Source organism: Mesobacillus harenae, assembly GCF_013343715.1.
GTDB lineage: Bacteria > Bacillota > Bacilli > Bacillales > Cytobacillaceae > Mesobacillus_A > Mesobacillus_A harenae.
Genome location: NZ_JABUNR010000018.1, coordinates 37,608 through 64,057 on the forward strand (window position 1 = coordinate 37,608; position 26,450 = coordinate 64,057).

Annotated in this window: 26 protein-coding genes and 1 pseudogene; 15 read left to right on the top strand and 12 right to left on the bottom strand. The window is 40.7% G+C overall.

The window, feature by feature from the left end; genetic code table 11:
* The first annotated feature begins 3 nt into the window (after window positions 1–3).
* From HRJ06_RS19260 to HRJ06_RS19315, 12 genes are read left to right on the top strand one after another with little or no spacing between them, the layout of a single operon-like run.
* On the top strand, window positions 4–1,476 hold the full coding sequence (locus HRJ06_RS19260; protein WP_174734639.1) for an adenosylcobinamide amidohydrolase: 1,473 nt from the start codon (window positions 4–6) through the stop codon (window positions 1,474–1,476).
* Window positions 1,473–2,438, top strand: a complete 966-nt coding sequence (gene cbiB / locus HRJ06_RS19265; RefSeq protein ID WP_174734602.1) for an adenosylcobinamide-phosphate synthase CbiB — start codon at window positions 1,473–1,475, stop codon at window positions 2,436–2,438. Before HRJ06_RS19260 ends, cbiB begins: the two co-directional genes overlap by 4 nt.
* Entirely contained in the window at window positions 2,413–3,492 is a 1,080-nt protein-coding gene (gene cobD, locus HRJ06_RS19270) for a threonine-phosphate decarboxylase CobD (RefSeq protein ID WP_174734603.1), read from the top strand. The genes cbiB and cobD overlap by 26 nt, the downstream gene beginning before the upstream one ends.
* Window positions 3,471–4,052 carry a bifunctional adenosylcobinamide kinase/adenosylcobinamide-phosphate guanylyltransferase gene (locus HRJ06_RS19275; RefSeq protein WP_174734604.1) on the top strand — a complete coding sequence of 194 codons (582 nt, stop codon included), beginning with the start codon at window positions 3,471–3,473 and terminating at the stop codon, window positions 4,050–4,052. The genes cobD and HRJ06_RS19275 overlap by 22 nt, the downstream gene beginning before the upstream one ends.
* A complete protein-coding gene (locus HRJ06_RS19280; RefSeq protein WP_174734605.1) occupies window positions 4,049–5,560 on the top strand; it encodes a cobyric acid synthase in 1,512 nt (503 codons plus the stop codon). Before HRJ06_RS19275 ends, HRJ06_RS19280 begins: the two co-directional genes overlap by 4 nt.
* On the top strand, window positions 5,547–6,338 hold the full coding sequence (gene cobS, locus HRJ06_RS19285) for an adenosylcobinamide-GDP ribazoletransferase (RefSeq protein WP_174734606.1): 792 nt from the start codon (window positions 5,547–5,549) through the stop codon (window positions 6,336–6,338). Before HRJ06_RS19280 ends, cobS begins: the two co-directional genes overlap by 14 nt.
* Window positions 6,296–6,913 (top strand): histidine phosphatase family protein, encoded by a 618-nt coding sequence (locus HRJ06_RS19290; protein ID WP_174734607.1) that lies wholly within the window; start codon window positions 6,296–6,298, stop codon window positions 6,911–6,913. The genes cobS and HRJ06_RS19290 overlap by 43 nt, the downstream gene beginning before the upstream one ends.
* Window positions 6,865–7,305: a bifunctional adenosylcobinamide kinase/adenosylcobinamide-phosphate guanylyltransferase gene (locus HRJ06_RS19295; protein ID WP_174734608.1), complete on the top strand. Its 441-nt coding sequence runs from the start codon at window positions 6,865–6,867 to the stop codon at window positions 7,303–7,305. The genes HRJ06_RS19290 and HRJ06_RS19295 overlap by 49 nt, the downstream gene beginning before the upstream one ends.
* Before the next feature lie 12 nt (window positions 7,306–7,317).
* Window positions 7,318–7,905 (top strand): cob(I)yrinic acid a,c-diamide adenosyltransferase, encoded by a 588-nt coding sequence (locus HRJ06_RS19300; RefSeq protein WP_174734609.1) that lies wholly within the window; start codon window positions 7,318–7,320, stop codon window positions 7,903–7,905.
* A 4-nt stretch (window positions 7,906–7,909) separates the two neighbouring features.
* A complete protein-coding gene (locus tag HRJ06_RS19305) occupies window positions 7,910–8,404 on the top strand; it encodes an ECF transporter S component (protein WP_174734610.1) in 495 nt (164 codons plus the stop codon).
* The gene (locus tag HRJ06_RS19310; protein ID WP_174734611.1) at window positions 8,401–9,126 is read left to right on the top strand and encodes an AIR synthase related protein; all 726 of its coding nucleotides are present in this window, start codon (window positions 8,401–8,403) and stop codon (window positions 9,124–9,126) included. Before HRJ06_RS19305 ends, HRJ06_RS19310 begins: the two co-directional genes overlap by 4 nt.
* A gap of 5 nt (window positions 9,127–9,131) precedes the next feature.
* A complete protein-coding gene (locus HRJ06_RS19315; protein WP_174734612.1) occupies window positions 9,132–9,740 on the top strand; it encodes a histidine phosphatase family protein in 609 nt (202 codons plus the stop codon).
* A 385-nt stretch (window positions 9,741–10,125) separates the two neighbouring features.
* Here the strand turns inward: HRJ06_RS19315 and HRJ06_RS19320 are convergent, their stop codons facing one another.
* The 4 genes from HRJ06_RS19320 to HRJ06_RS19335 all read right to left on the bottom strand — a co-directional run bounded on the left by HRJ06_RS19320 (window position 10,126) and on the right by HRJ06_RS19335 (window position 14,258).
* A complete protein-coding gene (locus HRJ06_RS19320) occupies window positions 10,126–11,007 on the bottom strand; it encodes a peptidylprolyl isomerase (protein WP_174734613.1) in 882 nt (293 codons plus the stop codon).
* A gap of 163 nt (window positions 11,008–11,170) precedes the next feature.
* On the bottom strand, window positions 11,171–12,394 hold the full coding sequence (locus HRJ06_RS19325) for a S1C family serine protease (RefSeq protein WP_174734614.1): 1,224 nt from the start codon (window positions 12,392–12,394) through the stop codon (window positions 11,171–11,173).
* Window positions 12,395–12,640: 246 nt separating this feature from the next.
* Window positions 12,641–13,828, bottom strand: a complete 1,188-nt coding sequence (locus HRJ06_RS19330; RefSeq protein ID WP_174734615.1) for an MFS transporter — start codon at window positions 13,826–13,828, stop codon at window positions 12,641–12,643.
* Window positions 13,821–14,258 carry a MarR family winged helix-turn-helix transcriptional regulator gene (locus HRJ06_RS19335; protein ID WP_174734616.1) on the bottom strand — a complete coding sequence of 146 codons (438 nt, stop codon included), beginning with the start codon at window positions 14,256–14,258 and terminating at the stop codon, window positions 13,821–13,823. The genes HRJ06_RS19330 and HRJ06_RS19335 overlap by 8 nt, the downstream gene beginning before the upstream one ends.
* A gap of 169 nt (window positions 14,259–14,427) precedes the next feature.
* Here HRJ06_RS19335 and HRJ06_RS19340 point away from each other — a divergent pair, with 169 nt between their 5' ends.
* Window positions 14,428–14,964, top strand: a complete 537-nt coding sequence (locus tag HRJ06_RS19340; RefSeq protein WP_174734617.1) for a YhcN/YlaJ family sporulation lipoprotein — start codon at window positions 14,428–14,430, stop codon at window positions 14,962–14,964.
* 262 nt (window positions 14,965–15,226) lie between these two features.
* On the opposite strand, the gene HRJ06_RS19345 is transcribed toward HRJ06_RS19340, so the two are convergent.
* The 6 genes from HRJ06_RS19345 to HRJ06_RS19370 all read right to left on the bottom strand — a co-directional run bounded on the left by HRJ06_RS19345 (window position 15,227) and on the right by HRJ06_RS19370 (window position 22,532).
* The gene (locus tag HRJ06_RS19345; RefSeq protein WP_174734618.1) at window positions 15,227–16,003 is read right to left on the bottom strand and encodes an IclR family transcriptional regulator domain-containing protein; all 777 of its coding nucleotides are present in this window, start codon (window positions 16,001–16,003) and stop codon (window positions 15,227–15,229) included.
* A 140-nt stretch (window positions 16,004–16,143) separates the two neighbouring features.
* Window positions 16,144–17,352, bottom strand: coding sequence for an NADP-dependent malic enzyme (gene ystJ / locus HRJ06_RS19350; RefSeq protein WP_174734619.1), 1,209 nt, complete (start codon window positions 17,350–17,352; stop codon window positions 16,144–16,146).
* Between the two features lie 150 nt (window positions 17,353–17,502).
* Window positions 17,503–19,680: a malate synthase G gene (locus tag HRJ06_RS19355; protein WP_174734620.1), complete on the bottom strand. Its 2,178-nt coding sequence runs from the start codon at window positions 19,678–19,680 to the stop codon at window positions 17,503–17,505.
* Between the two features lie 540 nt (window positions 19,681–20,220).
* Entirely contained in the window at window positions 20,221–20,700 is a 480-nt protein-coding gene (locus HRJ06_RS19360; protein ID WP_174734621.1) for a hypothetical protein, read from the bottom strand.
* A 140-nt stretch (window positions 20,701–20,840) separates the two neighbouring features.
* Window positions 20,841–21,215: a VOC family protein gene (locus tag HRJ06_RS19365; protein ID WP_174734622.1), complete on the bottom strand. Its 375-nt coding sequence runs from the start codon at window positions 21,213–21,215 to the stop codon at window positions 20,841–20,843.
* 102 nt (window positions 21,216–21,317) lie between these two features.
* Window positions 21,318–22,532, bottom strand: a complete 1,215-nt coding sequence (locus tag HRJ06_RS19370) for a hemolysin family protein (protein WP_174734623.1) — start codon at window positions 22,530–22,532, stop codon at window positions 21,318–21,320.
* Window positions 22,533–22,727: 195 nt separating this feature from the next.
* Between HRJ06_RS19370 and HRJ06_RS19375 the strand changes: the two genes are divergently transcribed.
* The gene (locus tag HRJ06_RS19375) at window positions 22,728–22,982 is read left to right on the top strand and encodes a DUF1292 domain-containing protein (protein WP_174734624.1); all 255 of its coding nucleotides are present in this window, start codon (window positions 22,728–22,730) and stop codon (window positions 22,980–22,982) included.
* A gap of 54 nt (window positions 22,983–23,036) precedes the next feature.
* On the opposite strand, the gene HRJ06_RS19380 is transcribed toward HRJ06_RS19375, so the two are convergent.
* Together HRJ06_RS19380 and HRJ06_RS23710 are read right to left on the bottom strand one after the other, a co-directional pair.
* Window positions 23,037–23,507: a DinB family protein gene (locus HRJ06_RS19380; RefSeq protein WP_174734625.1), complete on the bottom strand. Its 471-nt coding sequence runs from the start codon at window positions 23,505–23,507 to the stop codon at window positions 23,037–23,039.
* Window positions 23,508–23,938: 431 nt separating this feature from the next.
* A pseudogene (locus tag HRJ06_RS23710) lies at window positions 23,939–24,076 on the bottom strand (TcaA second domain-containing protein); the annotation flags it as partial.
* 433 nt (window positions 24,077–24,509) lie between these two features.
* Here HRJ06_RS23710 and HRJ06_RS19385 point away from each other — a divergent pair.
* Entirely contained in the window at window positions 24,510–26,360 is a 1,851-nt protein-coding gene (locus HRJ06_RS19385) for an LTA synthase family protein (RefSeq protein ID WP_174734626.1), read from the top strand.
* Window positions 26,361–26,450 lie beyond the last annotated feature (90 nt).

Consider the following 26,450-nt stretch of genomic DNA (forward strand, 5'->3'; position numbering starts at 1 on the left):
ATGATGCTAAGCGTTCAACATCTAACAGGAGGGTACGTTGGAGACTCAGTTGTAAAGGATGTCTCATTTGAAGTGGATAAAGGTCTTTTGTTTGGAATCTTGGGGCCTAATGGCAGCGGAAAAACAACATTGCTCAAAATGTTGAGCGGACTTCTTCCTTTTACAAATGGTGAAGTTCTTTTAAACAAAAAATCCATAAAAGAGTATTCATCCAAGGAATTGGCCAAAATGATGGCTGTTCTTCCCCAGCATTCTGTCCAGTCCTTTTCTTATACTGTACAAGAGACCGTGGCGCTTGGCCGCTATGCCCACCAAAAGGGATGGTTTCAGAATTGGTCAGAAGCGGATGAACAGATTGTTCAAAGAGTAATGGAGCAAACTGGAGTTATTCAGTTCAAGAACCATGATATTCAGGAGCTGTCTGGTGGAGAACGGCAGCGCGTTTTTTTAGCTCAAGCCCTGGCACAAGAGCCGAAAATATTGCTTCTTGATGAACCAACTAACCATCTTGATCTTTCCTATCAAAAGGATTTGCTTGACTTGTTAAAAGGCTGGACAACGGACCGAAGCCTCACTGTTGTTTCCATTTTTCATGATCTGAATTTGGCGAGCCTCTATTGTGATCGTCTGCTTCTTCTGGAGAATGGAAAAGTTAATATTAATGATGTTCCAAATGAGGTGCTCCAGGAAGAAAGGATTCGTTCTGTCTATCAGACGAAAATCCAGAAACAGCCCCACCCTAAGGTGCCTGCTCCGCAGATGGTCATGCTGCCGGAGTCCCTTTCAATGGATAAACAGCCAATCATAATCGATCAATCCTTTTTTATAAGGTCAGCTGATGATCATATTGCCCTTAGATCCCCTATCCCCCTTAGAACAATGTCATCAGGTGTTGTTGGATCTGGAACTGGTTGGCATCAAGTATTTGTGAATCGCCATGTTTCAAAAGATTATAATTGCAGTAACCACCGTAAAGAAATGATCGACTATTTAAAAGCTCATGGGTTTGAACCTGGGGAAACAGTGGGAATGATGACAGCCGTTATGCTTGAAGATGTCAGCCATCAACTTATTAATGCTGAGGACTTTTCTATATTTATTGTTGTTACTGCTGGAGTCGGTAATGCAGTTGATGCAGCCAGAAGTGAGATGCATTCCTTTCAGATTACTCCGGGAACCATTAATACATGGATGTTTGTCAGCGGAGAATTAACAGAGGAGGCCTTTATCCAGAGTATAATGACAGCAACTGAAGCAAAGGTCAAGGCAATGGAAGATCTGAAGGTGCAGGATGCTGTTACAGGAACCATTGCAACAGGAACCTCAACGGACAGCATATTAATCGCTGCAACCCAGCGAGGGGCCCAACTCGAGTTTGCTGGTACAATAACTCCGCTTGGAAGAACAATTGGAAAAGGTGTTTATTCCTGTACTGTAGAAGCCATTAAAAAAAGCAGACAAAGGATAAGAACATGATTTTGCATCATTTGATTGCACTTACAATTGCCATTATCATTGACTTAATCATTGGAGATCCCCCCCACTTGCCCCACCCTGTCAGATGGATTGGTTCCCTCATTTATAAACTTGAAAAAGGCTTGAATAAGGGTAGAACAAAAAAACTCAATGGAACTGTTATGCTGATGGCTGTTTTGACCATCATCGGGGGAACCTCCTTGCTGATTATCAGCTGCTTATATTGGATTCATCCAGCTGCAGCTATCCTGGGAGAGGCAATATTAATATCAACAACGATCGCACAGAAAAGCCTTAAAGAAGCAGCACTATCCATATTCGATCCTCTGAAAAAAGGGGATATCGAAATGGCCCGGCAGAACGTGGCTTATATTGTAGGCAGGGACACTGAAAAACTAGACGAACCGGAAATCGTAAGGGCTGCGGTTGAAACTGTTGCCGAAAATACGAGTGACGGGATTACCGCCCCACTTTTTTGGGCGTTAATAGGAGGCGCTCCCCTAGCCCTCATGTACCGGGCTATTAATACTTGTGATTCAATTGTAGGCTATCGCAATGAAAAATATAAAGAATTTGGCTGGGCCTCTGCTCGTTTAGATGATGTAGTAAATTGGATTCCGAGCAGACTGACAGCCTTCAGTATGCTGATAGGTAATCGGCCCGAATCAATCAGCCGTATGCAGGCCTGGAAGATTGTCTTCCGAGATGCAAAAAAGCATCCTAGCCCAAACAGCGGCTGGGGTGAAGCTGCAGTGGCTGCTATTTTAGGAATCCAGCTCGGCGGAATCAATTATTATAAAGGAATTGTATCAGACCGGGCAAAAATGGGTGATGCACGGGTACCTATACAAAAAAGCCATATACTTAAAACCAATCATATTGTGTTACGAACAACGCCATTATTCTTATTACTGCTTTGGTTAGGAGGAATATTCTTTGAATTGGCCTTCACATGGCTCTAATCCTAAGTATTTATATGAGGCTCTCAATATTCCAATGCCTGATATTAAAATAGATTTTAGTGCAAATATTAATCCGTTCGGTCCTCCCCCTATTCTAAAAGAGAATTGGGCTACTCTATTAAATGTGATTTCGGACTATCCTGATCCGCATGGGTATCGTTTAAAGAAATTATTAGCTGAAAAAGAAGGTCTGAATGAAAGCCAGATTTTAATCGGTAATGGAGGAGCTGAACTAATTGCCCTTGTTGGCAGAATTCTCGCCAAGAAAAAAGTTGTAATCGTACAGCCTGCCTTCTCAGAATACGAAGAAGCCTGCAGAGTGAATGACTGCAAGATTAAGTATCACCTGCTAGCACCGCCCAGCTGGGAGCTGGACGTCAATGAACTATCTTTAAAACTAGATGATGCAGATGCCTTATTTCTGTGTAATCCTAGTAATCCCACTGGTGTTTATTATTCAAAAGCAATTGTTTTAAACGTTCTTAAGAAATGCCAAGAAAACGATTGTCTCCTCATTTTAGATGAAGCTTTTTTTGATTTTGTCACAGACTATGAATCGATTGTCGAGCACATAAAAACATCCCGGCACTTGATTGTAATTAGATCAATGACTAAAATGTTCGCCATTCCCGGCTTGCGCCTTGGCTATTTGGCGGCTGATTCAGCCAATATTTCAAAAGCGGCAGCCTATCAGCCTCATTGGAGTGTAAACGCACTTGCATTGAAGGCAGGTGAATGGTGTCTTAAAAGCGAAGAATATAGAATTGAAACGATAAAGTATACTGAAATAGAGCGAGCGAAGCTGTTTGCTTTTTACAAAAAATACGGATACAAAGTTTCCCCATCCCGTACCAATTTTTATTTATTGAGAGATCCATCTTTAAAAAACCAACTACCATTATTAGAGTTTTTAACCGGAAAAGGCCTCATTCCGAGACATACGATGAACTTTCCAGGACTTGAGGGTGAATGGCTGCGGTTTGCCATTAAATCTTCAAACGATAATGACAAACTCTTGGAGGCGTTCGAAAAATGGCAGACTCATCGTCTTTAATCTTTATAAGCGGCGGAGTCCGAAGCGGAAAAAGCAGTTTTGCAGAAAAGATTGCGGCAGATGAGGCGGCCCTTAGAAAAGCCGGCCTTCATTACATAGCTACAGCCCAAATAAGTGATACCGAAATGAAGGAAAGAGTTGCCCACCATAGAACAGACCGGCTTAACAGCGGACACATCTGGAAAACCTGGGAACAGCCTGTCCGGCTTTTGGAGCTCGCAAATTCTTTTGATTCTCATGATATAGTATTGCTCGATTGTTTGACCACGCTGTTGAACAATGAATTTTTCAAAGCAGATATGCAATGGAAGGATCATCTCTTTCAAGAGTGCATCATTCAATCGATTCTTGCTGGAATTACTCAAATAAAATCTAACTGTCAGCTCTTAATTATTGTAAGTAACGAGGTTCTCAATGATTCAACTCAAAATAATGAGCTTGTCCTTACCTATCAAAAAATGCTAGGAGAACTTCATCAGCACATCGTATCTATGGCAGAGCAGGCATTTCTCGTAGAAAGTGGGATTCCTCTGGCCATGAAAGGAGCGGACTGTTTATGAAAGGAATTATGGTTCTTGGAACTTCCTCAGATGTCGGAAAAAGCTTGATCGCCACCGCTATATGCAGAGCATTTGCCAATAATGGGTTTAAGGTAGCTCCCTTTAAGTCACAAAACATGTCCAATAACTCCTATGTCACAGTGGATGGAATGGAAATAGGAAGAGCCCAGGGTATTCAAGCTGAAGCAGCAAAAACAACGGCAACAGTCTGGATGAATCCTATCCTGCTGAAGCCTAGATCAGACCAGCATTCAGAAATTGTTTTATGTGGGAAAGCGATAGACACCTTAACTGGACGTGGCTACCGTGAATCATTTTACGAAACAGGGCTTACTACGATCCGCAACTCCCTCAATAAACTGGCAGAGGATTATGAAGTACTTGTTTCTGAAGGAGCCGGCAGCCCCGTAGAGATCAATCTAAAAGAAAGAGAACTTGTCAATATGAAGGTGGCGGAAATGGCTGATTTACCGGTCATATTGGTAGCAGATATTGACCGTGGTGGTGTTTTTGCCAGCATTATTGGAACTTTAGAATTATTTACTGCTGAGGAAAGGGCAAGGGTTAAGGGGCTCCTTATTAATAAGTTCCGAGGTGATCCTAGCCTGTTTGAAGATGGGGTCAAGTGGCTTGAAGACAAGACGGGCATTCCTGTACTTGGTGTTCTCCCTTACATCGAAAATCATATGATCGATAGCGAGGATTCATTATCCCTGCCAGCTTTCTCAAGCAAAAAAAAATCCCTTCTCGATATAGCCGTGATTAAGCCGCCGTATATTTCAAATTATAGTGATATTGAACCATTCTATTATGAACCGGATGCTGCAATACGCTGGGTAAGCCAACTATCTGAAATAGGCAAACCAGATGCAGTGATATTGCCAGGAACAAAAAGTACGATCCGAGATTTACAGCACTTCAAGTTGTCAGGCATCGCTGATTGGCTAATAGACTTCGCAAAAAGTGGAGGGCATATTATAGGTATATGCGGTGGTTATCAAATGCTCGGCCGATTATTGATTGATCAGGAAGGAACCGATACTGGCAGCCTTTCTACAAATGAAACAGGGCTCGGTCTTATTCCCGCTAACACGTATTTTCAAAAAGAAAAAAACACTGTTAGAGCAAGTGGCTTTTTACATCCTATGACTAGCATCAAAAATGAAAATATGATCGAAGGCTTTGAAATTCACTATGGGAATACGATAGTTGAAAATGAACAGCACTTCCTCCTTTTAAATAATGGCCAGCCAGAAGGTTATTTCGCAAACGACGGCAAAATCATTGGCACTTATATTCATCATATTTTTCACAATGACAGCTGGAGAGCAGAGTGGCTGAACATTTTACGGAAAGCCAAGGGAATTCCCTTGCAGGAAACGGTACATATAAGTCAGCTTAAGGACAAAAAGTACGATGAACTGGCTGCTAAATTGGTGGAACACGTTGATTGGGAAACACTTGTAGACATTACAATAAATTGGAGCACTGACCATGAGCTGGCTTAAAGGTTTGTTAATTAATTTACAGTTTTTCACCACGATCCCAATCCCTTTTGCATTGCCAATGGATGAGGGCCATATCCGAAAAGCAATCAAAACATTTCCATTGCTTGGTTTGTTTCAGGGAGCCATTTACGCTTTTCTTCTATTTATGTTAATCGAATGGTCCCCCTTCTCTAATTTGACTGCTGCTTTTTTCGTGTGGCTTGCTGCAATATTGCTGACTGGCGGCATCCATCTTGATGGCTGGATAGATGCGAGCGACGCGTTTTTTTCTTATCGTGATCAGGAAAAAAGGCTGGAGATCATGAAAGATCCCAGAACCGGTGCCTTTGGTGTCCTGTCAGTCATTGTTCTGCTGGCCGCCAAGTTTTTATTTATTTATGAAACCATTCAAATGCTTGAGCCCTTAACCTATATTTTCATAGTTTTCATTCCTTTCTTTAGTAAAATGGTTATGGGGGCACTACTGGTCAGAGTAAAGGCAGCTAAAAAGGAAGGTCTAGGTTCGCTATTTAAAAAAGCAGCCAAGAAATATACCCTGGTCATTTTTCCGATTTATCTTATGATCATTCTGGCTGCAGCGGCTTTGCTTTCCCTACAGACACTATCTGGGATTGTTTGCTTTATTGTTGTTTCTTTCCTTCTGCTGCTCATTCTTCAAAAAAAAATAATTCACTGGTTTGGGGGACTTACGGGTGATGTCCTCGGTGCAAGTTCAGAAGGGACAGAGGTGCTTTTATGGATGACATTGTGGCTATTACATTATTTCGCCATGGGCTAACAGAGGCTAATAAACGCCATGCTTACCTTGGCTGGACTGACTCCCCTCTTTGTTTATCTGAGACTGAAACGAGATTACAGTCCCATGAAGAATATGACCTAGTATTTTCAAGTGATTTAGGAAGATGCCTCGAAACAGCCAACATTCTTTTTCCTTCTAATAGGGCTGTACCTATACGGCAGCTAAGGGAGATGAATTTCGGCCAATGGGAGGGAAAAACGTTTGCCAATTTAAAAAATGAGGCCGTTTATCAAAATTGGCTAAAGGATCCGTTTCTGGTTAAGCCGCCTCAAGGCGAATCGTTCAGTGAATTCTCAAAAAGAGTCAACACTGGGTGGGAGCTCGCTATTACTAGGGTACTAGAAGGTGGCGTGAAAAAGGCCGCTATCATCACACACGGTGGGGTTATCAGATACTTATTATCACAATTTGCCCGTTATCCTAAGGAATTTTGGGAATGGCAGGTTCCCCATCATCATGGTTATGAGCTGGTTTGGCATCGAGAGAGTCTGAGGAGGAGAGAACGATGCATTTTGTTACAGGAGGTTCCTTTAATGGCAAAGCCAAATGGGTAAGGGAACAGTATCAATTGAGTGATTCCCCCCATTTATGGGTAACTGCCAAAGAGGAGAAGGCTATCCCAGAGAACTTTATTGACTTAACTAAGGACAACATCATCGTCCTAGAAGGCATTGAATGGTTTTTAGAAGATTTTTCATCTCGGCTAGAAAGCATTCAGGTTCGGTTAAAATGGCAAACCCAGCTGCAGGATTGGCTTGCATGGGAGAGCAAAGATAGGCAAAGGAAATTAATATTAATCGGAACAGATATTTCAAAAGGGATTGTACCTCTTCTTCCGGAAGACCGTAAATGGCGGGATGTTACAGGCTGGGCTTATCAGGATACCATGAAACTAGCAAAACAGGCTGATTTAATATGGTATGGAATAAACAAAAAACTAAAATAGGTGGTTAAAGTCATGAGAATTTATACTCGTACTGGAGATAAAGGGCAAACAAGCATTATTGGCGGCAGAGTCGATAAGGATGATATCAGGGTTGAAGCATATGGCACGGTGGACGAAGTAAATTGTTTTGTGGGTCAGGCAATGACGCAGCTTGAACAGGGTGACTTGTTTCAGGATATTATAGAAGATCTGGAAAAAATCCAGCATGAATTATTTGATTGCGGCGGAGATCTAGCGAATATTTCTAAATCACGGGAATTAAAGTTAACAAAGGACTCGGTCGATTACATGGAAAAGAGAATTGATGAGTTTATCACAGAGGCCCCTGAGCTCGAGCGGTTTATCTTACCCGGGGGAACACCTGCAGCTGCGTCCATTCATATTGCCAGGACGGTCACAAGGAGAGCTGAAAGGCTAGTAGTATCCTTAATGAAAGCAGATCCTAACATTTCGGAAACATCTCTTCAATTCTTAAATAGATTATCAGATTACTTCTTTGCTCTCGCTAGAGTAATCAATTTCCGTTTAAATCAACAAGATGTTGAATATGTCCGCAGTGCCAAAGTCTTCCGCAGCGGGAAACGCAAGGAGGATAAATAAATAAATGAAAAGTAAGAGAATGGCTTGGATTGCCATGCTGGTTGCCTTAACTTCAATCGGGGGAGCAATTAAGGTGCCAGCCATTATCGGAAGTGTTGCCCTGGATTCTTTCCCGGCACTGCTTGCTTCAGTGCTGATAGGAGGAATTGCAGGGGGAATTGTCGGCAGTGCTGGACATCTGCTTTCCGCTTTACTAGGCGGAATGCCGCTAGGGCCGCTTCATGGTCTTATTGCTGTCGAGATGTTTTTCTTGGCCTACCTTTTCGGGCTGTTTTACAGAAACGGGAAAAAGTGGCTGGCTGGTGTTTTATTTGTCTTTGGGAACACATTAATTGCTCCACTACCGTTCATTTTTTTTATGAGTAAAGCATTTTACCTGTCCCTTATCCCGTCCCTTTTCATCGGGTCTTTCCTAAATATGCTGATCGCTTTCGTTGTAATCCCAAGGCTGGTGAAAGTAATGGAATCAATTTCTTTCAAGGAGAGACCCAGCCAATGAGGGACATTTTGAACATTCCTTTTAATGAGAGAGAATCGATTGTTTTAGCAAGTGATAACAGTGGTGCAATTGGGCTGAAGGATAGCGATGCGGTTAAAGTTCCTTATGAAACGGTTGCCTACTATTCTTTCCGCGTTGCCGTGATGGAGTGTATGGCAGCAGGCGCAGATCCGTTTGCAGTAACTCTAAATAATTTTTGCGGTGATAATGCCTGGGATGCACTTCTAGCAGGCATTAAGCGAGGACTGACAGAGTTAAAAATGGAACAGATAAACATAACCGGGAGCACTGAGAGTAATTTTAATCTAACTCAATCGGCAGTTGGCATAACCGTTTTGGGCAAGCTGGATTCTAAAGCTGCTGCTTTAAATAAGCGGATCTATACACCCGACACAAACATTGCCGTAATTGGGACACCTCTTGTTGGGAACGAGGTAGTGGATCAAGAGATTGATATAGCTTCTTTATCGATGTTTAAACAGATTTGTTCTTTAGATCAGGTTGTTACCTTGCCGGTCGGATCAAAAGGGATCCTTCAGGAACTAAATAGGCTATTTTCCAACCGGACATTTGAGATAACTCAACTGGAAACTAGCCTTAATCTTGAAAAATCAGCTGGACCATCCACTTGTTTTATTGTTATTTATCCGCCTGAACATGCTAAAGATTTAAAATATATCTCAGGCCGGCATCTTCATGAAGTCAAAGAAAGATTGGATTGAGAACTGTGCTTAAACTCTATTTTATCAGGCATGGAGAAACAGAATGGAATGCTGAAAACAGAATGCAAGGACGCCTCGATTCCGATCTGACGCTTAAAGGAAAGAACGATGCTCGCTTATTGGGAGAGAGGTTAAAGAACACACCATTCGAACGGATTATTTCCTCCCCAAGCAAACGCACATTAGAAACAGCAAGACTGATAGGCGGTATGAAAAAAAACAATATCGAAACCGATGAGAGACTTCTTGAGATTCATTTAGGAGACTGGCAGGGGAAAACCCAAGCTGAAATAGAAAAGTCGTTTCCTTCCCAGTTCTATTCCTATTGGACCAAGCCTGAACGTTACCAGAACAAGCAAGGCGAAAGCTTTTTAGACGTTAAAAATCGGACTGCCTCTTTTTTAGACGATCTGAAGGCTACCACCTCTTCAGGAAATGTCCTTATTGTGACACATGGAGTTGTGATTAAGACTCTCTATCTGCTTGCCCGAAATGCTTCGATCGAAAGGATCTGGGAGCCGCCAGTTATTGATGGAACAAGCCTGACCCTGATTGGTATTCAGGATGGTAAACTTGAATTGCTTCTGGAAGGATGCACAGCTCACTGCAATTAAGCGCAACGAGAAGCTTAACTCCATCTGCTTAATGCAGTATTTGCACAGCCTTACGCACTGTATATCCGGCTTGCTTAGCTTCGACAAGCGGTGACCGTCCGTACGCCACTTTCTGCAATGCTGGCATTTTTAGGGCAGGGAAAGCGGAAGATAATGTTGGTTATCCATATGCAAGGCTTATTCGGACAGCTCGAACTGGAATTGGCTCAGGCAAGTCCCAATGTAGTTACTTTAGGGTAGTCTTGCTTTTCCGAAATGCTGCTAAGTATTACTTTGATAATCACCTTTTTCATCAATTATAAGTTCGGTTGTAAAAAGCCTGTATAGAATAAAATTCTACACAGGCCTTGGAAATTCTACTTGATTGTAACGGTCTACTAACCAATTATTTTAATGTGTTTTCAATTTTATAGTCAGCTAGTGTCTCTTCCAACCATACAGAATACTCGGTTTGCATTTTTTCTTGAAACAAAGTGTCTTCGATTTCTGCTTTGTGATCTTCAAAGACAGCTTCTTTCGCCGCTTTTTTGTCTGTTACCTTTATAATGTGATAACCGTATTCCGTTTTGACAGGTTTACTAATCTCATCAATTTTTAACGAGAATGCAGCCTTTTCAAACTCGGCAACCATATTACCGCTGCCAAAATAGCCAAGGTCTCCTCCTTTTTCTGCAGTGGCTGTGTCAACAGAGTACTCTTTTGCTAGTTCACCAAAGTCACCGCCAGCTGCAAGCTTTTCCGCAGCCTCCTGTGCAGTTTCCACATCCTCAACTAATATATGACTTGCTTTAACCTGCTCTGTTTGATCATATACTTCTTTATTTTCATCAAAATAAGCTTTTAATTCCTCATCAGTAATGGTGATTCGCGGCTTTAGAAGCTTTTCGGTAGTCAAATAGCTTTCTATATCCGATTCAATATTTTCAATAGAGGCACCGTTCTGTTCCAGCGCAGCTGAAAAGGCCTCTTCCCCGCCATATGATTCCTTTATTGTTTGAAGTTCTTCTTCTATCTCTTTGTCAGAGACCGATACTTTTTCCTTCTTTGCTTCTAGACCAATAATCTTTTCTGTAATAAGTACATCAAGGGCAGCAGCTCCATATTGCTCAACAAGCAAATTGTATAGCTCGTCCTTATTTATTTTCTCCCCCTCAACACTAGCCACAGCGTCTTCTTTTGAAAATGCCATACTGGCCATTGAAGCTGATAGGATAATTACAATTCCAGCTAAACTAATTAAAATCTTTTTGTTTATATTTTTCAGCATTATGTTCCTCCCGTAAACTTAATTATTCTCGGCTTAAATTCATCTTATCTTCTATAGACGTCCAAATTTTAACAAGCCTTTACGAAGCGATTAAATAATACAAGCAGATTCTCCCTTAGTCAAAAAGGAAGCTGTGCAAGCTTCCTTTTTAAAATCTTATCTATTAGGCAGATTTGCTTTTCAATGTCAGCGTTAAGGTTACCAGCTCTCCATCTCTATAAACCTCTACCTTTAAGTTTTCTCCGTCTTTCACCTTCGTATATAAATATTTCCTCAAATCGGAGGAGTTCCCTATATCGGTGTTATTTAGTGAAACGATGAGATCTTTTACTTTAAGGCCCGCCTTTGCTGCAGGTGAGTCAGGATCAATGTAGGTAATCATAGTACCGCCCTTAACATCTGCTGGAACACCCTGCAAGTGAACTGGCGGTATTTCAGCTAAATCTGCCATGCTGATCCCAATATATGGGCGTGAAACCTGTCCAGTTTCAATCATTTCATTCACTATTGGCAGCAGATCATTGCTCGGAATCGCGAAGCCCAAGCCTTCTGCTCCATTTGCTATTTTAAGGCTGTTAATGCCAATAACTTCTCCGTTTGCATTAATGAGGGCCCCACCACTATTTCCTGGGTTAATAGCTGCATCTGTTTGAATAACATTTAAATCCCACTCTCCAGCTGAAGTCGTAACAGCAATCGAACGGTCTACGGCACTTACAATCCCTTGAGTGACTGTTCTCGACAATTCAAGGCCTAATGGATTTCCAATCGCCCAAACTTGCTCTCCTGGCCTCAAGGACGACGAATCGCCAAATTCAATTATAGAACTTGCCTTGTCAGCATCCATTTTCAAGACAGCAAGATCGGTTAACGCATCAGCTCCAACCACTTGTGCTGACGTTTTTTCTCCGTTATATAAGGAAATCTCAATGTCGGACGCGCCTTCAATAACATGGTTATTTGTTACGATATAAGCACTGTCGCCCGCCTTTTTAAAAATAACACCAGATCCTGAACCACTTTCCACATTTTGTCCCTGATTCGAAAAATTGTTGTTTCTCTGCTTAATATTTACAACTCCTACAATTGCTTTAGAAGAATTCTCAACCATATCAGCGATTGAGCCAGAAGAAGCTTTTGCAGACGTTTGGATTGGGATAGTGCTATTGCCGGCAGTCGCTGTGTTTTGAGCTATTTCAACAGCCTCAGGTGATGTAATGGGATATACATCCTTAAAAAAATCAGTTTGCGGAACTATCGCCAAGGTCAGCAAGGATCCGACTATTCCTGCGGTGACTGTGGAAATTCCTCCCCTTAGCCTGCTAGGTTTTCTATCTTTTTTATAGACTTCAGCTCGAATTTGATCGTTTTCATTAAAATCGGTCATATCTTTTTCCTCCTTCAAAGAGATACAGGCTTTGTAAAGCGGCCCTGCTTTTATCTACTCTTATCATAGGCGATAAATATGGCCAAATTATTAACAAACCTTTAATAGTTAAAGAACAAATCAATAAAAATTTAGTCTTTTACTGCTCTAACAGATATCCAAATAAAAAAATAAAGAGCAAACCCCAATGGATTTACTCTTCACCTTGCTCTAAATATATACAAACCGCAAATTTAAAAAATCCAATCATTGCAGACCTTCGTGCGCCCACCTCTTACTAGGGTTTCTTTGATAAAGGAAGTAATAAAGCGGCAGACCGGCAATTACTAGAATCGAACTATAAAAGTAAAGCGACCTGAAACCTGCTGCTTCTGCTGCAAGTCCTACAAGGAATGAACCTAAACCGATTCCAAAATCAAATACCGATAAAAAAGTGGCAGTAGCTAAGCCTCTGCGCTGAGGAGGTGCATCACTAATAGCAATTGTCTGAAAGCTTGGGAAAAGGGTTCCCCAACCTAGCCCAATAAACGCTGCTGCAAGCAAAAAAACAACTGCATTTTCTGCTTGGCTTAGCACGAGCATGCCAATAGCAAAGAGAATAATGGAAGGATTAATAATAACATTAGCCCCGTACTTGTCAAACCATCTTCCTGTAAAAGGCCTTGAAAGCAATAGAACAATAGCAAAAACCATAAAAAAGTAACTAGCAGCTTCTACTAAACCGATAGCCTCTGCATATACAGAAATGAACGATATGATTGAAGAATAGACAAGCGCAAAGTATCCCCCAACAATGGCAATTTTAAGAGCGGAAGGCTCAAATAAATTTCCGAATCTAAAGGCCTGTTTTTGCCTGGGCTTACTGTCTGCTTTAGGAAATTTAATAAAAAGTGCGATTACAAATGAACTTAAGGAGCAGGCAAGGGCAATACTAAACATAATTGACGGGCTCCACTGCTGTAAAGCCGTTAATCCGACAAAAGGTCCTATCACCATTGCCAGGTTCATTCCCATTGCATAATAACCCATCCCTTCTCCCCTTCTCGAGGCTGGAATAACGTTTGCTACAATCGTCCCCACTGCAGTAGTAGCGATTCCGAACCCCAATCCATGGAAAAACCTCAGGATCAGCATAATCATAATTGTGTCGGTAAAAAAATACCCAGCAGTCGCCGCTGAAAAGATCCCCAGTGAAAATAGCAATACCAGTTTATTTCCAAACCGTTCAATCCAGATGCCGGCAAAAGGACGTATTAAAATAGCAGCGATCAAGAAGACAGTAACGATCAAGCCTACTTGAGCAGCTTCGAAATCTAAATGCTTCATTGCGTAAACTGGTAATGTAACTAAAAGAAAATAAAAAGTTAGAAACAGAGAGAAGTTACTAATACAGACGCTTATATAATTTCTTGTCCATAAAGGAGGATTATTCATGTTCGTTCCTCCGTCTTTTTAGCTGTTTATTCCATCCTGCTATCAGCAGGTGCAGCTGTTCTCTTGAAGGTTGGGGAAGGGTTGCTGCTAATTGCTGATTTTCCGTTAACACAGATTGCTCCCATAGCGGATATTCCTGTAACGCTTTGTCTGTTAAAGATAAATGTTTTTTTCTTTTATCCTCTCCAAGATGATAAGCTACGTAGCCCTGTTTAATCAGCCTTTGGGTCATTCTTGACATTGAGGGGGCCTTAACAGATAAATAGTCACATAACTCCGCCTGCGTAAGGCTTCCGACTGTTTTCAGCGTATACAAAACAGACCATTGGGCACTGTATAAACCATAGGGCTGCAAAACCTCATTAATATATTTCGATAAATGCCGAGATAGTTGCTGAATGGAATGAAATAATTCATGGTTATTAGTCAAATATAATCAGCCTCCAAATAGTTACCTAGGTAACTATAAAATACAGGAATTAAGCCGTCAAGGATTTTAAGCTTTTCAAAACAGCTCTCTTTTGGATGACTTTACCATGTAGGTAATCTATAAAATTGCACAATTTATAACTGTACAAACATAAAAAGGAGGAGTTCTTATGAAAATCTTTAAGCTTTCAATCGCCTTATTATTGGCCGTTCCACTTTTTATCGGCTGTGCCGCTAATAATCAACAGGGAATGGAAGATGGCAATAATCAAACCCTTACCAACCAAAATGATCGCAATGAAAGTGGCGCCAATAATTACAGAATAAACAACCAGGATAACCAAAATAACGGCAATAACAATAACAACAATGGCCGCATGGAGGTTGCTGATAAAGCTGCCGACAAGGTGACCAATTTGGATAATATTCAGCGGGCATATGTAATGGTAACCAATCGGAATGCTTACGTTGCAGTAACTTTAGACAACGGCCAAGATGATGTATCAAAAGATATCGAAAAAAAAGTTTCCAAAGCTGTTAAAGATGCAGATGATAACATTCAAAATGTATTCGTTTCAGCAAACCCAGAATTTGTTGATAGAATGAGGGGATATCGGGACACCGCAAATGAAGGACGCCCACTAGCCGGGATCGGTGAGGAATTTAACGAGATGGTAAGAAGGATATTTCCAACACGGAACGAATAACTTTTTCTTCATGAAATCGACCTATTGATTTTGACGACAAGTAAGTAACAATTAAAAAGGCCAGAACATCAAAATAATAAGATGTTGTTGGCCTTTTTGTCGGTATAGAAAATTGTAAAAACCCCCATGTATGGAAAACTCCAGATCTGGGGCCCAGCGAATCGTGTAGTTCGCCCGCCTCCCGACGATTAATCAACAGCGAATCACTTCGGCTTTGACTTCAGTCCATTCGTCAATTAGCGGGCGCTTGCACTTTTGTTCATTAACTTGTTTGGTTCACGTAACCAAGGCGAGCTGAAATACGACTCCCGATACTTAGCATTTTGGCTTTCAGCTGCTCAATCCGCTCTTCGGTCATTCGAATCGAAGGGCCTGAGATACTGACTGCTGAGACGGCTTTCCCTAGATGATCAAAGATTGGGACAGCAATACAAGTAATGCCGTATTCATTTTCCTCAAGGTCCAATGCATATCCTTTTCGCCTAACCATCTCAAGTTCCTTTAAAAAAGCATCTTTATTAATTATTGTTTTATCTGTATGCACTGGTAATCCTTTGCGGTCAAGAATTTCCATTACAATGTTTGAAGGCAGATTGGCTAGAATCGCTTTCCCAACAGAAGTACAATGCATCGGAGCTCTTTTGCCAACTTTCGAGTGCATTCTCAATGTTTCATTGCCCTCTAATTTCTCTATATATACAACCTCACCTTGATCGTAGACAACAAGATGAATGACTTCGTTCGTTACTTGCTCTAATTCCAATAAATATGGCCGAGCCTCTGCTCGAATATCGATGGAATCCAAGAGTTTAGAGCTGATTTCCAGAAATTTATAGCCTAATTTATAACGGCCTGTATCCATATCCTGTTCTATATAACCGTACTGGGCAAGCGTAGATAAGATCCGGTAAACAGAGCTTTTATTTATATCGATCTGCTTGGCTATTTCCGTAACACCAAGGCCGCCTTTTTTAAGGCTCACCAGGGTAACAATATCCAGAGCCCTGCTGACTGACTTAACCATATTCTCTCTTTCCACTTTTGCACCCCCAGTACAAAATATAAAGTTTATTATATCACAGAACTATTTTATCCTCCCATTGTCACCGATTAAAAAATATTATTACTAATGAGGGAAGTAGTTTTAAAATAACGAATACAGGAAATACAACTGACTATTTATAGTGCTTTTTCTTTTTGCCGCTGATCCGCTTTGTTAGAAACACCTGTTTGAATGGCTGCATCGGCTACAGCATTTGCTACTGCTTCGGCTACTCTCGTATCGAACGGGCGCGGAATTACATAATCCGCCGATAGCTCCTCTGGTTCAATTAAACCAGCAATTGCATATACCGCAGCGAGCTTCATTTCTTCGTTAATTTCCGATGCCAATACATCTAAGGCACCTCTAAAGATTCCTGGAAAGGCCAGGACATTATTCACTTGATTCGGTAAATCCGACCTTCCTGTCCCAACAACGGCAGCTCCAGCAGCAATGGCTGCCTGGGGCATAATCTCAGGTATAGGATTGGCCATAGCAAATATAATAGCATCCTTACTCATAGATTGGACCATTTCAGGAGATACCGCATTTGCGGCCGAAACTCCGATAAAAACATCTGCTTCTTTCATTACTTCTTCCAAGGAACCTTGCACTAGATTTATATTACTGATATCTGCCACTAACTCTTTCATGGAATTCATTCCATCTGGCCGGCCCTTGTAAATGGCTCCCTTAGTATCGCACATAATTATGTCTGCGACGCCCATCGTGAGCAGCAGTTTAGTAATTGCCACTCCGGCAGCTCCAGCACCATTAACAACCACCTTAATATCCTCAACCTGTTTGTCCACAAGTTTTAAAGAATTAATTAACCCAGCAGCAGTGACAATGGCAGTTCCATGCTGATCATCATGAAAAACAGGGATATTCATTTCCTTTTTCAATCTTTCTTCAATTAGGAAACAATTTGGCGCTGAAATATCTTCTAAATTCACCCCTCCAAATGTTGGTTCAAGGGACTTTACTATTTGGATAATTTGTTCTGGATCATTCGTATTTAAACAGAGTGGAAACGCATCTATGCCGGCGAAAGCTTTAAACAATGCTGCTTTCCCTTCCATAACTGGCATGGAGGCTAAACCTCCAATATTCCCTAACCCCAATACGGCAGACCCATCCGATATAACAGCGACTAGGTTGCCTCTCATCGTATAATCGTAACTAGTGCTTGGGTTTTGATGAATTTCTTTACAAGGCTCAGCAACACCCGGCGAATAAACTAAACTTAAGTCATTCGCGTTTTCCACTGAAACCTTAACATTTACACTTAATTTCCCTTTAGATTGCCTGTGAAGTTCCAGTGCTTTTTCCCGAAGGTCCTGCATTTGCCTCAGCTCCTCATTTTTTTTACTTATGAGGTACCATTGAAACTGCTGTTCTTCGGTCTTGGGTGCGCTCTCATTTTCAATAGAATCACATAGTAGTAAGTAAAGTTTTTTTAGAAGGGCATTCAACATCAAATGCCCTTTTGTATATTATTGTTTAACGGAGAATTTTTCCTTGGCCTCAAGCCGGCGGCGGTGCAAAATAGGTTCTGTGTAGCCGCTAGGCTGATCATACCCTTTTAATACGAGTTCTTTTGCAGCCTGGAAGGCAACTGAATCTTCAAAGTTCGGAGCCATCGGACGATATGCAGGGTCCCCACCATTCTGCTCATCAACCACTTTTGCCATTCTCTGCAGCGTTTCTTCAACTTGCTCCTTTGTCACAATGCCGTGGTGAAGCCAATTAGCCATATGCTGGCTGGAAATTCTAAGCGTAGCCCGGTCTTCCATAAGGCCAATGTTATTGATGTCTGGAACCTTCGAACAGCCAATACCCTGTTCTACCCAACGGACAACATAGCCGAGAATGCCTTGAGCATTATTATCGAGTTCCTGCTGAATTTCTTCACTGCTCCATTGTGGGTTATCTGCGACAGGTATCGTTAGCATGTCATCGAGTAAATCTTGGGACTCTTGGGCTAATTCATTTTGAATATCTTTAACATTAATTTGATGATAATGAAGTGCATGCAAGGCTGCTGCTGTTGGAGATGGAACCCAGGCAGTATTTGCTCCAGCCTTTAAATGGCCTGACTTTTGTTCAAGCATTGCCTTCATCAGATCCGGCATCGCCCACATACCCTTGCCTATCTGCGCTTGTCCCTGGAAGCCTGTTTGCAGGCCAGTTTGAACATTTGACTTTTCATAGGCTTGAAGCCAAGCTGATGATTTCATATCGTTTTTGCGAATCATCGGGCCAGCTTCCATTGATGTATGCATTTCATCCCCCGTCCGATCAAGGAAACCAGTATTAATAAAAACTACCCTATCCTTAACCTTGCGGATGCTAGCTTTTAAGTTTAGAGATGTACGGCGTTCTTCGTCCATGACACCAATTTTTAGCGTATAGCGGTCTAATCCGAGTAAATCTTCGATACGGTTAAACAATTCATTTGCAAATGCCACTTCTTCTGAACCGTGCATTTTGGGTTTAACAATATAAATTGATCCTTTAGAAGTGTTTTGATATGGACCACTTCCTAAGAGAGTGTGCATTGCGACCAGGCTGGTAACGACCCCATCCAGAATTCCCTCCTGAATTTCGGCCCCGTTTTTATCTAAAATCGCATTATTTGACATCAGATGTCCCACGTTACGGACAAACATAAGCGAACGCCCGCGAAGACTTAACTCTTTTCCTTCTGGTGTCGTATAGCTTCTGTCCGGGTTAAGCGAACGAGTTAATGAACGTCCATTTTTCAAGAAGCTGGCTGATAAGTCCCCTTTCATTAAGCCTAGCCAGTTACGGTAAACCAGCACCTTATCCTCAGCATCAACCGCAGCAACCGAGTCTTCACAGTCCATAATTGCAGTAATGGCAGCCTCCATAAGCACGTCTTTTACACCAGCTTGATCGGTTTTCCCAATTGGATGGTTCCTGTCAATCTGAATTTCAAAATGAAGATCATTATTTTTTAGCAAAATAGCTGATGGCTCTTTTACTGTCCCCTGATAACCCGCAAGTTTGTTTTCTTCTTTGAGTCCAGTTGTCTCTCCGGTGCTCAGTGTAACAGACAGCTTTCCGTCTATTAAACTATACTTCACCGCTTCTTTATGAGATCCATTGGATAGCGGAGCTGCCTGGTCAAGAAATGTCTTAGCAAATGATATAACTTTTTCCCCGCGCTTTGGGTTATAGCTTAAGCCCCGCTCCGCTCCCGCTTCCTCACTAATTGCATCTGTACCATATAGTGCATCATATAAACTTCCCCAGCGAGAGTTTGCTGCGTTTATCGCGTAACGTCCATTATTCACCGGGACAACAAGCTGTGGGCCAGCCTGCAAGGCAATTTCACTATCAACATTTTTTGTATTAATTTGAAAATCTTCTTCTTCGGGCTCAAGGTAACCGATTTCTGATAGAAAAGCTTTATAACTATTAAAATCGTAGTCTTTGTTTTCCTTATGCCATGCATTAATCTTAGTCTGAAGTTCTTCACGCCGACTGAGAAGTTCCTTATTTTTCGGTGTTAGATCATTAACGAGCTCTTCTAAACCAGCCCAAAATTTGGAACGGACAACTCCAGTTCCAGGCAGTGCTTCGGTGTTAATAAATTCATAGAGCTGCTTGTCAACCTGAAGATTACCTTCTTTTACATAATTTGTCATAGCCAATCCTCCTATATCGTTTGTTATTACGCAACGCTGTTTCACTTATTGGTTAAAAAAATAATAACATGATTATAACAAGAGAAGCAATTATTTTCTAAAAATTCCTTCAACTTTTAAAAAAATAAAATTTCAATTTAATAATTTCCTTCTTGCGAGAAGAATCCATGAGTTATTTTAATTTGACTGAAAGGTTGAGGTATTCTTCCTAGGGGTTCGGTTGCCGAGGAAAACGAATTTGCATTATAAAAACAAAACCGAAAAAAACCATCGTTTCCTATGGAAACCACGGCACCTGTTTCAATCTCCAGTATACTTGTGCATATAGCAGCATTGATTTCCACTTCAGCCAGGAGGCCTCATGGCGGGATAGCGAGCAGCTAGTGCCCAAGGAAGCGTAGTGTAACTCAGGGTGGAAGTTTCCTCGCATCATATGTCTTTATTCTGATTATTTTATCAGGTGTTGTTGGGAATGAGGCAAAACTCTCGTTTAGTTTAGCACAAGCAATAAAAAGTCTATCAATGTCTTAGCTGCTGAGATCATCCCGCATGATCTAGAATAGAATTTAACGAGGTGATCCTTTTTATCGTAATATCCTTTAGCTGCTCGTTTGATAGGCTCTCTGCCAGATGGTCAATCATCCATAGCACCTTAGCAAGTCCTACCTGATAGCCCTTGTCTGCAACAAACATATCACAGCTGATTTCGGTGTCTGCAAGATCATTTTCCGCAGAATCAGGATACTTTATATGAGCCAGTTCATGAAGGATAATAGCCAATTTAATATCCTTCTCTGAGTTAAAATGAGAATAATCATAGATGTGGATGTAATAATCATAGCTGGGCACAGTCGATTGAGAAATAAACGTCAATATTCTAGTATCAATACTATACAAGGATAACCATAAACGAGACGGAACCCCATACAGCTTAAGAATTTGAGGCTTAGTCTCTATGATGGCAACTTTATAAGTTTTAGACAGCATTTCAATTGTCAGTTCTTCGCACACACACAGCATAGTTAGTCCCCTTTCTGCTCACAGTCTTGCCCATCCGTAAGGAACCTAGATCAATTAGTGTTAAATATGCAAAAAAGCAGCACAATATGCCGCTTTCATGTGTTTTGCGTTATAGAACTCTGTCCATAGAGTCAAGGATTCTAAAAGTTTACCCACTCCATTATTTCAATCCGATTGCCAAACGGATCATTAACATATATCCGGTTAGCCCCAGGAAGGCGGCCATCTTCGATATATTCAATATTATGGCTTGTCAAGTGTGTTTTCAACTGGGCGATCCCATAAATTTCAAGGGCAGGATGAGCCTTTTGTGCAGGTAAAAACGGTTCCTCAATTCCAATATGTATTTGGCACGAGCCAGCTTGAAACCAGGCTCCTCCCTGCTTCTTTAACTCTTCAGGCTTTTCAACTTCAATAAACCCCAATATTTCTCTAAAAAAATGCCTGGCTTGCTCCTCCCCGCCTTTTGGTGCTGCAAGTTGAACATGGTCAATTTTGTTGAAATGATAAGTCATTAAATAGCCCTCCCTTTTCCAATCAATATTATTGTAATTCAACAAAATGGGCGGCTGATCCTTTTTACAGGAAAAATCAGCCGCCCTTTTGGGGATTCACTCTTATTTCTTTTTTTTGATTTTCACCTGTTTTACGCGATTATCTTCTATATTTGTAATTTCGACCTGAAGATCATTATAGTCGAAAGTCTCACCCACCTCGGGGATGTGGCCAAGCTCTTTAAATACAAACCCTGAAACAATGTCCTGATCTTCTGGAATATTTGTGTTAAAAATCTGATTCAAGCGTCGGAGCGGAAGATTCCCGTGGCAAATAATGAAATTATCTGTGACTTCATCAATAAGCACTTCATCTTTACCGCTATCAATTTCCTGTCCAATCATAACCTCAATGATATCTTCGGTTGTAATCAGTCCGCTTGTACCGCCATACATATCAACAACAACCGCCATTTGCACCTTTTCCTTTAGCATCATTTTAAAAACCTTTTCTACTGAAGCAGACTCCACTACAAATACCGGCTGGTCGATGAAGTCTTTCAGTGGCCGCTCAGGCTCTACCGACCATTCCGGCAGCCTTCTGGCCGGGAAGATCCCTTTAACCGTATCCATAGTATCTTTATAGACTGGAAGGCGGTCATAATTGTTTTTTACAATAACATCACGAACTTCTTCGTACGTGGCATTAAGAGGAATGCCAGTCATATCAAGCCGCGGTGATTTCATTGCATCCAGGACATTTCGATTGTAAAAGTCAATTACACCTCTAATTCGCTTTGCTTCTTCCTTTTCAAAAGTGCCCTCTACTGACGCAATTTCAATGATTGTTTTTAGTTCTTCACGTGAAAAAGATGTTTTTTCTTCATTCCCTTTTGAAATAACTTTAATAAGAATATCAGTAAATTTTGACAGCAGCCAAGTTAACGGGCTCAGAATCCATACAAGCACACCAATAACAGGTGCGACCAGATAGGAAATCCGATCTGCAAAGGTCGCAGCAATCGATTTAGGAGTTACCTCCGCAAAAATAATTAGAACTATGGTTAACATCCCAGTTGCTAGTCCAACGCTAAAGCCATATTCAAGTGCTACCATTGTTACTAGAGTTGGAAGCAAAACATTCGATATATTATTACCAATGAGTATGCTTGTAATCATACGATCTGGCTCTGATACGAGCTTTAAAAGCTTTTTCGCTTTTTTATCCTGATTATTCGCTCTTGACCTCAATTTCATCTTATTAACGGCTGTTAGTGCCGTCTCACTTCCGGACAAAAACCCAGAAATTAAAATCAAAATTAGAATTAAAATGAACAAATGAATACCCCCCGTTCAAAAATACATGTTTTCCTGTACCCTAAAACAGACAGTCTATAACTGGTGATTCTAAATGAGTATTGACAAACGTTTAACATATTATGGTCGCACAGCATGTTGAAATTATTCTAATGGGAACTGAATCATAAAAAAACAGCGGATGGGAAAAGTAAGATTGACTTTGGAGGTGAAATAATGGATCAAGATCCAGTTAGAGACATGGTTACAATCGAAGATGAAAGCGGGAATGAATTGCAATACGGGGTCGAAGCACTTTTTGACATGGAGGGAGCGTCTTATGCTTTGCTCCGTTCAGAGGAAGACACCATTTTAATGAGGGTTGAAGAAGATGGCGAGGAGCAATTTCTTGTCGGTATAACCAACGAGGACGAAAAAGAGGCTATTCTTGTTGCCTATCAAATAGCAGTTGATGCAGCACCTGCCGAATAGTATTTTCCCCTCAAAAAAAAATGACCACATAGTGGTCATTTTTCAAATAGCAAACTAACTGTTGACAGTTGCCTGCTTAATCATTCTGTTCATCGTGTGAATCTGTCCAAGGTGGTGTGCTTCATGAAAGAGAGACATGCCAGCTAGTTCACCGTAGGTTTCAAAGCCCATGATTGGCTTAGGTAGCTTTTCACTAAAGCGATCGGCAGGAATCTCCCTTAATCGGACTGCCTGGGACTTCAATAAAAGCAATAACTCCTCTATAGAAGGAACTTCTTCCCCCCAATCAGCTGGCTTTGTACCATTTCCGAACAAACTTATGTAGTTTTCCGGAAGATTTACCGACTGTTGCGGGAACCCAAACATAAACTGCTCTGTCACAGTAAGAACATGGCCAATTTGCCAGTGAATCGTATTATTAAACCCTTCAGGCTGGATTCCTGCTGTATTTGCTGAAATCCTCTCTACGGTTTTCAACAAATAACCTCTTGTCAGTTCAAACTGTTTTTGTATCAAATTTGCCAATCTCCTATCCCCTTTCATTAAAAAGCTACACTATTAATATATCGAATGAGTGGTGAACATAGAAGTGCTTACTAATACTTTAACATAACAGGTATTATTTTACAAAAATATCCATTAAATTGATAAAGGAGTGTTTCATCATGGTATGGCATAACTGTCAACACACGAACGAAGGGGGGATTTTTACGAAAAATGCGGGGCAAAGCTTGCTGAGGCTGCAGCTACAGAAAGTGCAGCCACTGTGGAAAACTAACTTCAACTCTCACACTACACAACACAAACGAATCAATACATAGAAACAACAAAGAAAATATCTAAAATGTATTTTGGCTACTTTATAGCTGTACTAAAAAAACCATATGCTAGCAGCCAATCAGTTGGACCAGAACACTTTGTTAAGGGGCTTATTACTATTGTTCTTTATTCTTTATTTATTCCGTTAACTCTTCAGGGTTCTTATCTAAATACGTCATAAACCCTTTAACAAAGTTTTCATCGATTTCCATTTGCTTATCATTAGAGCTTAACAGTTTTGCAACTGCTTTCCCGTCCTGTTCGATTAATATGGACTCAAACTTTTCAAATTAAACGGTCACCGGAAGTTAAGGCTTCTCCTGGTTTATAACCGCTGAATAAATAACTGCAGCTACACCTGCTGCTGCAAGTGTTCTTTTAGTCTTCTTTGACATCGGAGCCGATTTAACGGCAGATACGTTTACTTGTTTATCTGTATTTGATGAAGCTGAGAATGGCTTAGGCTTTGCTTAGTTCACCTGACCTACAGGAGTTCCGCACAACTCCCATTATACTGGTCTTTTAATTCTTTTTGTAATTTATTTGTCATTTTTCGACATAATTCCCAACAACTAATGAGTTTTAAATATGATCTAATTCGGGTATATAAACTCATCTGCTTTTTAGTGAATTAAGACATTTTCAGTGCCAAATTATTGAATAATTGTTAAAATAAAGATCCTGACTTTAACAGGAGGGAGATGTAGGATGCAGAAGAAGGACCCGGCAATTGTAAATTTCGTTTTTATTGCAATTGCCCTGCTATGGATCAAGACATATATTGTTTATAAGCTCAACATGAACTTACAAATTGAAAACCTGATCCAGGAACTTATCTTATTCATAAACCCTATAAGCTTTCTGATGCTAGTATTTGGTTTGGGGCTATTATTAGAAGGAATACGACAAAAATGGTATGTATTAACAGCCAGCCTCGTTATCTCCATTATTCTGTATGCGAACGCTGTTTACTATCGAGAATTCTTCGACTTCATTACACTTCCATTACTAATGCAAACCAATAATTTAGCAGACTTAGAGAGCAGTATTTGGGAATTGATCAGCCCCTATGATATTTTCTACTTTGCTGATGTTATGATTTTACTTATCATCGCATACCGAAAACCAGTTAGAATAGCCTTTCAAAAAATGCAAACCCCCTCTATTAAGGCATTTTATTTTAGTGCCATTGCATTTTTTCTTTTAAATCTTGGATTATCTGAAACTCAGCGCCCTGAGCTGCTGACAAGAACCTTTGACAGAGAAATCCTCGTTAAGAATCTAGGAACATACAATTTTCATATTTACGATGTTTTTCTTCAAACAAAAACTAAAGCTCAGCGGGCCATGGCAAACGGAAATGAGCTAACTGATATTGAAGAATACACAGAATCCAAATCCTCTGGTTCTAATAAAGAACTTTTTGGAGAGGCGAAAGGCAAAAACATTATAATAGTTTCAATGGAATCTATACAGAGCTTTGTTATCGGCAAAGAAATTAACGGAAAAGAAATTACACCATTTTTAAATGATTTCATTGAAGAAAGTTACTATTTTGACCAATTTTATCATCAGACCGGCCAGGGCAAGACATCCGATTCCGAGTTTTTGCTGGATACATCTCTTTACCCGCTAGGAAGAGGAGCTGTTTTTTTCACTCACTCAAACAATGAATATAGTACTCTGACTGAAAAACTTAACAAAGAAGGATACTACACAGCAAACTTTCATGCTAATAATAAAAGCTTTTGGAACCGTGATGTTATGTACAGCCAGTTTGGATATGACCGATTCTTTTCTATGGCTGATTATGAAATTGATGACGTAAATTCTGTAGGATGGGGAATGAAGGACATTGACTTCTTTGAGCAGTCAGTAGACCATTTAAATGATATTCCCAAGCCATTTTACGGAAAATTCATCACTTTAACAAATCACTTTCCTTTCCATTTAGATTCGGAAGATAAATTCATAGATGAATATAATTCTCCAAGCGGAACTTTGAACAGATATTTCCCTACTGTCCGTTATACTGATGAAGCTCTGAAGGTATTTATAGAGAACCTGAAAAGGGAAGGTATCTACGAAGATTCAATAATAGTCTTGTATGGAGATCATTATGGCATATCAGAAAATCATAATCCTTCAATGGAACAATTCCTCGGGAAGGAAATCACTCCCTTTGAATCAGTACAATTGCAGCGCGTTCCTATGATTATTCATATACCAGGCCATGAGGGGAAAACGATCTCAACCGTGTCAGGCCAAATTGACCTTCGTCCGACTTTGCTTAACTTGGCAGGAATTGATTCTAAGAAGGATATTGAGTTTGGAAGTGATCTATTCGCCCAGGATCGCGAGGAATTTACCATATTAAGAGATTCGAGCTTCATAACTAAGGATCAGGTTTACACAAAAGGTTCCTGTTATGATAAGGCTACAGGAGAGATCCTAACTAAATCAGAATGTGACCCTTATAGACAGAGGGCCAAACTCGAGCTGGATTACTCGGACAAAATTATTTATGGAGATCTTCTGCGCTTCCATAATAATCATTAAACTAATTGGAGTCGCCTTTACTAAAAGGCGGCTTTTTTATACGAAATAATTCCATTATATACCTCTAAGTCTAATTTTTTCTTAGCGTTT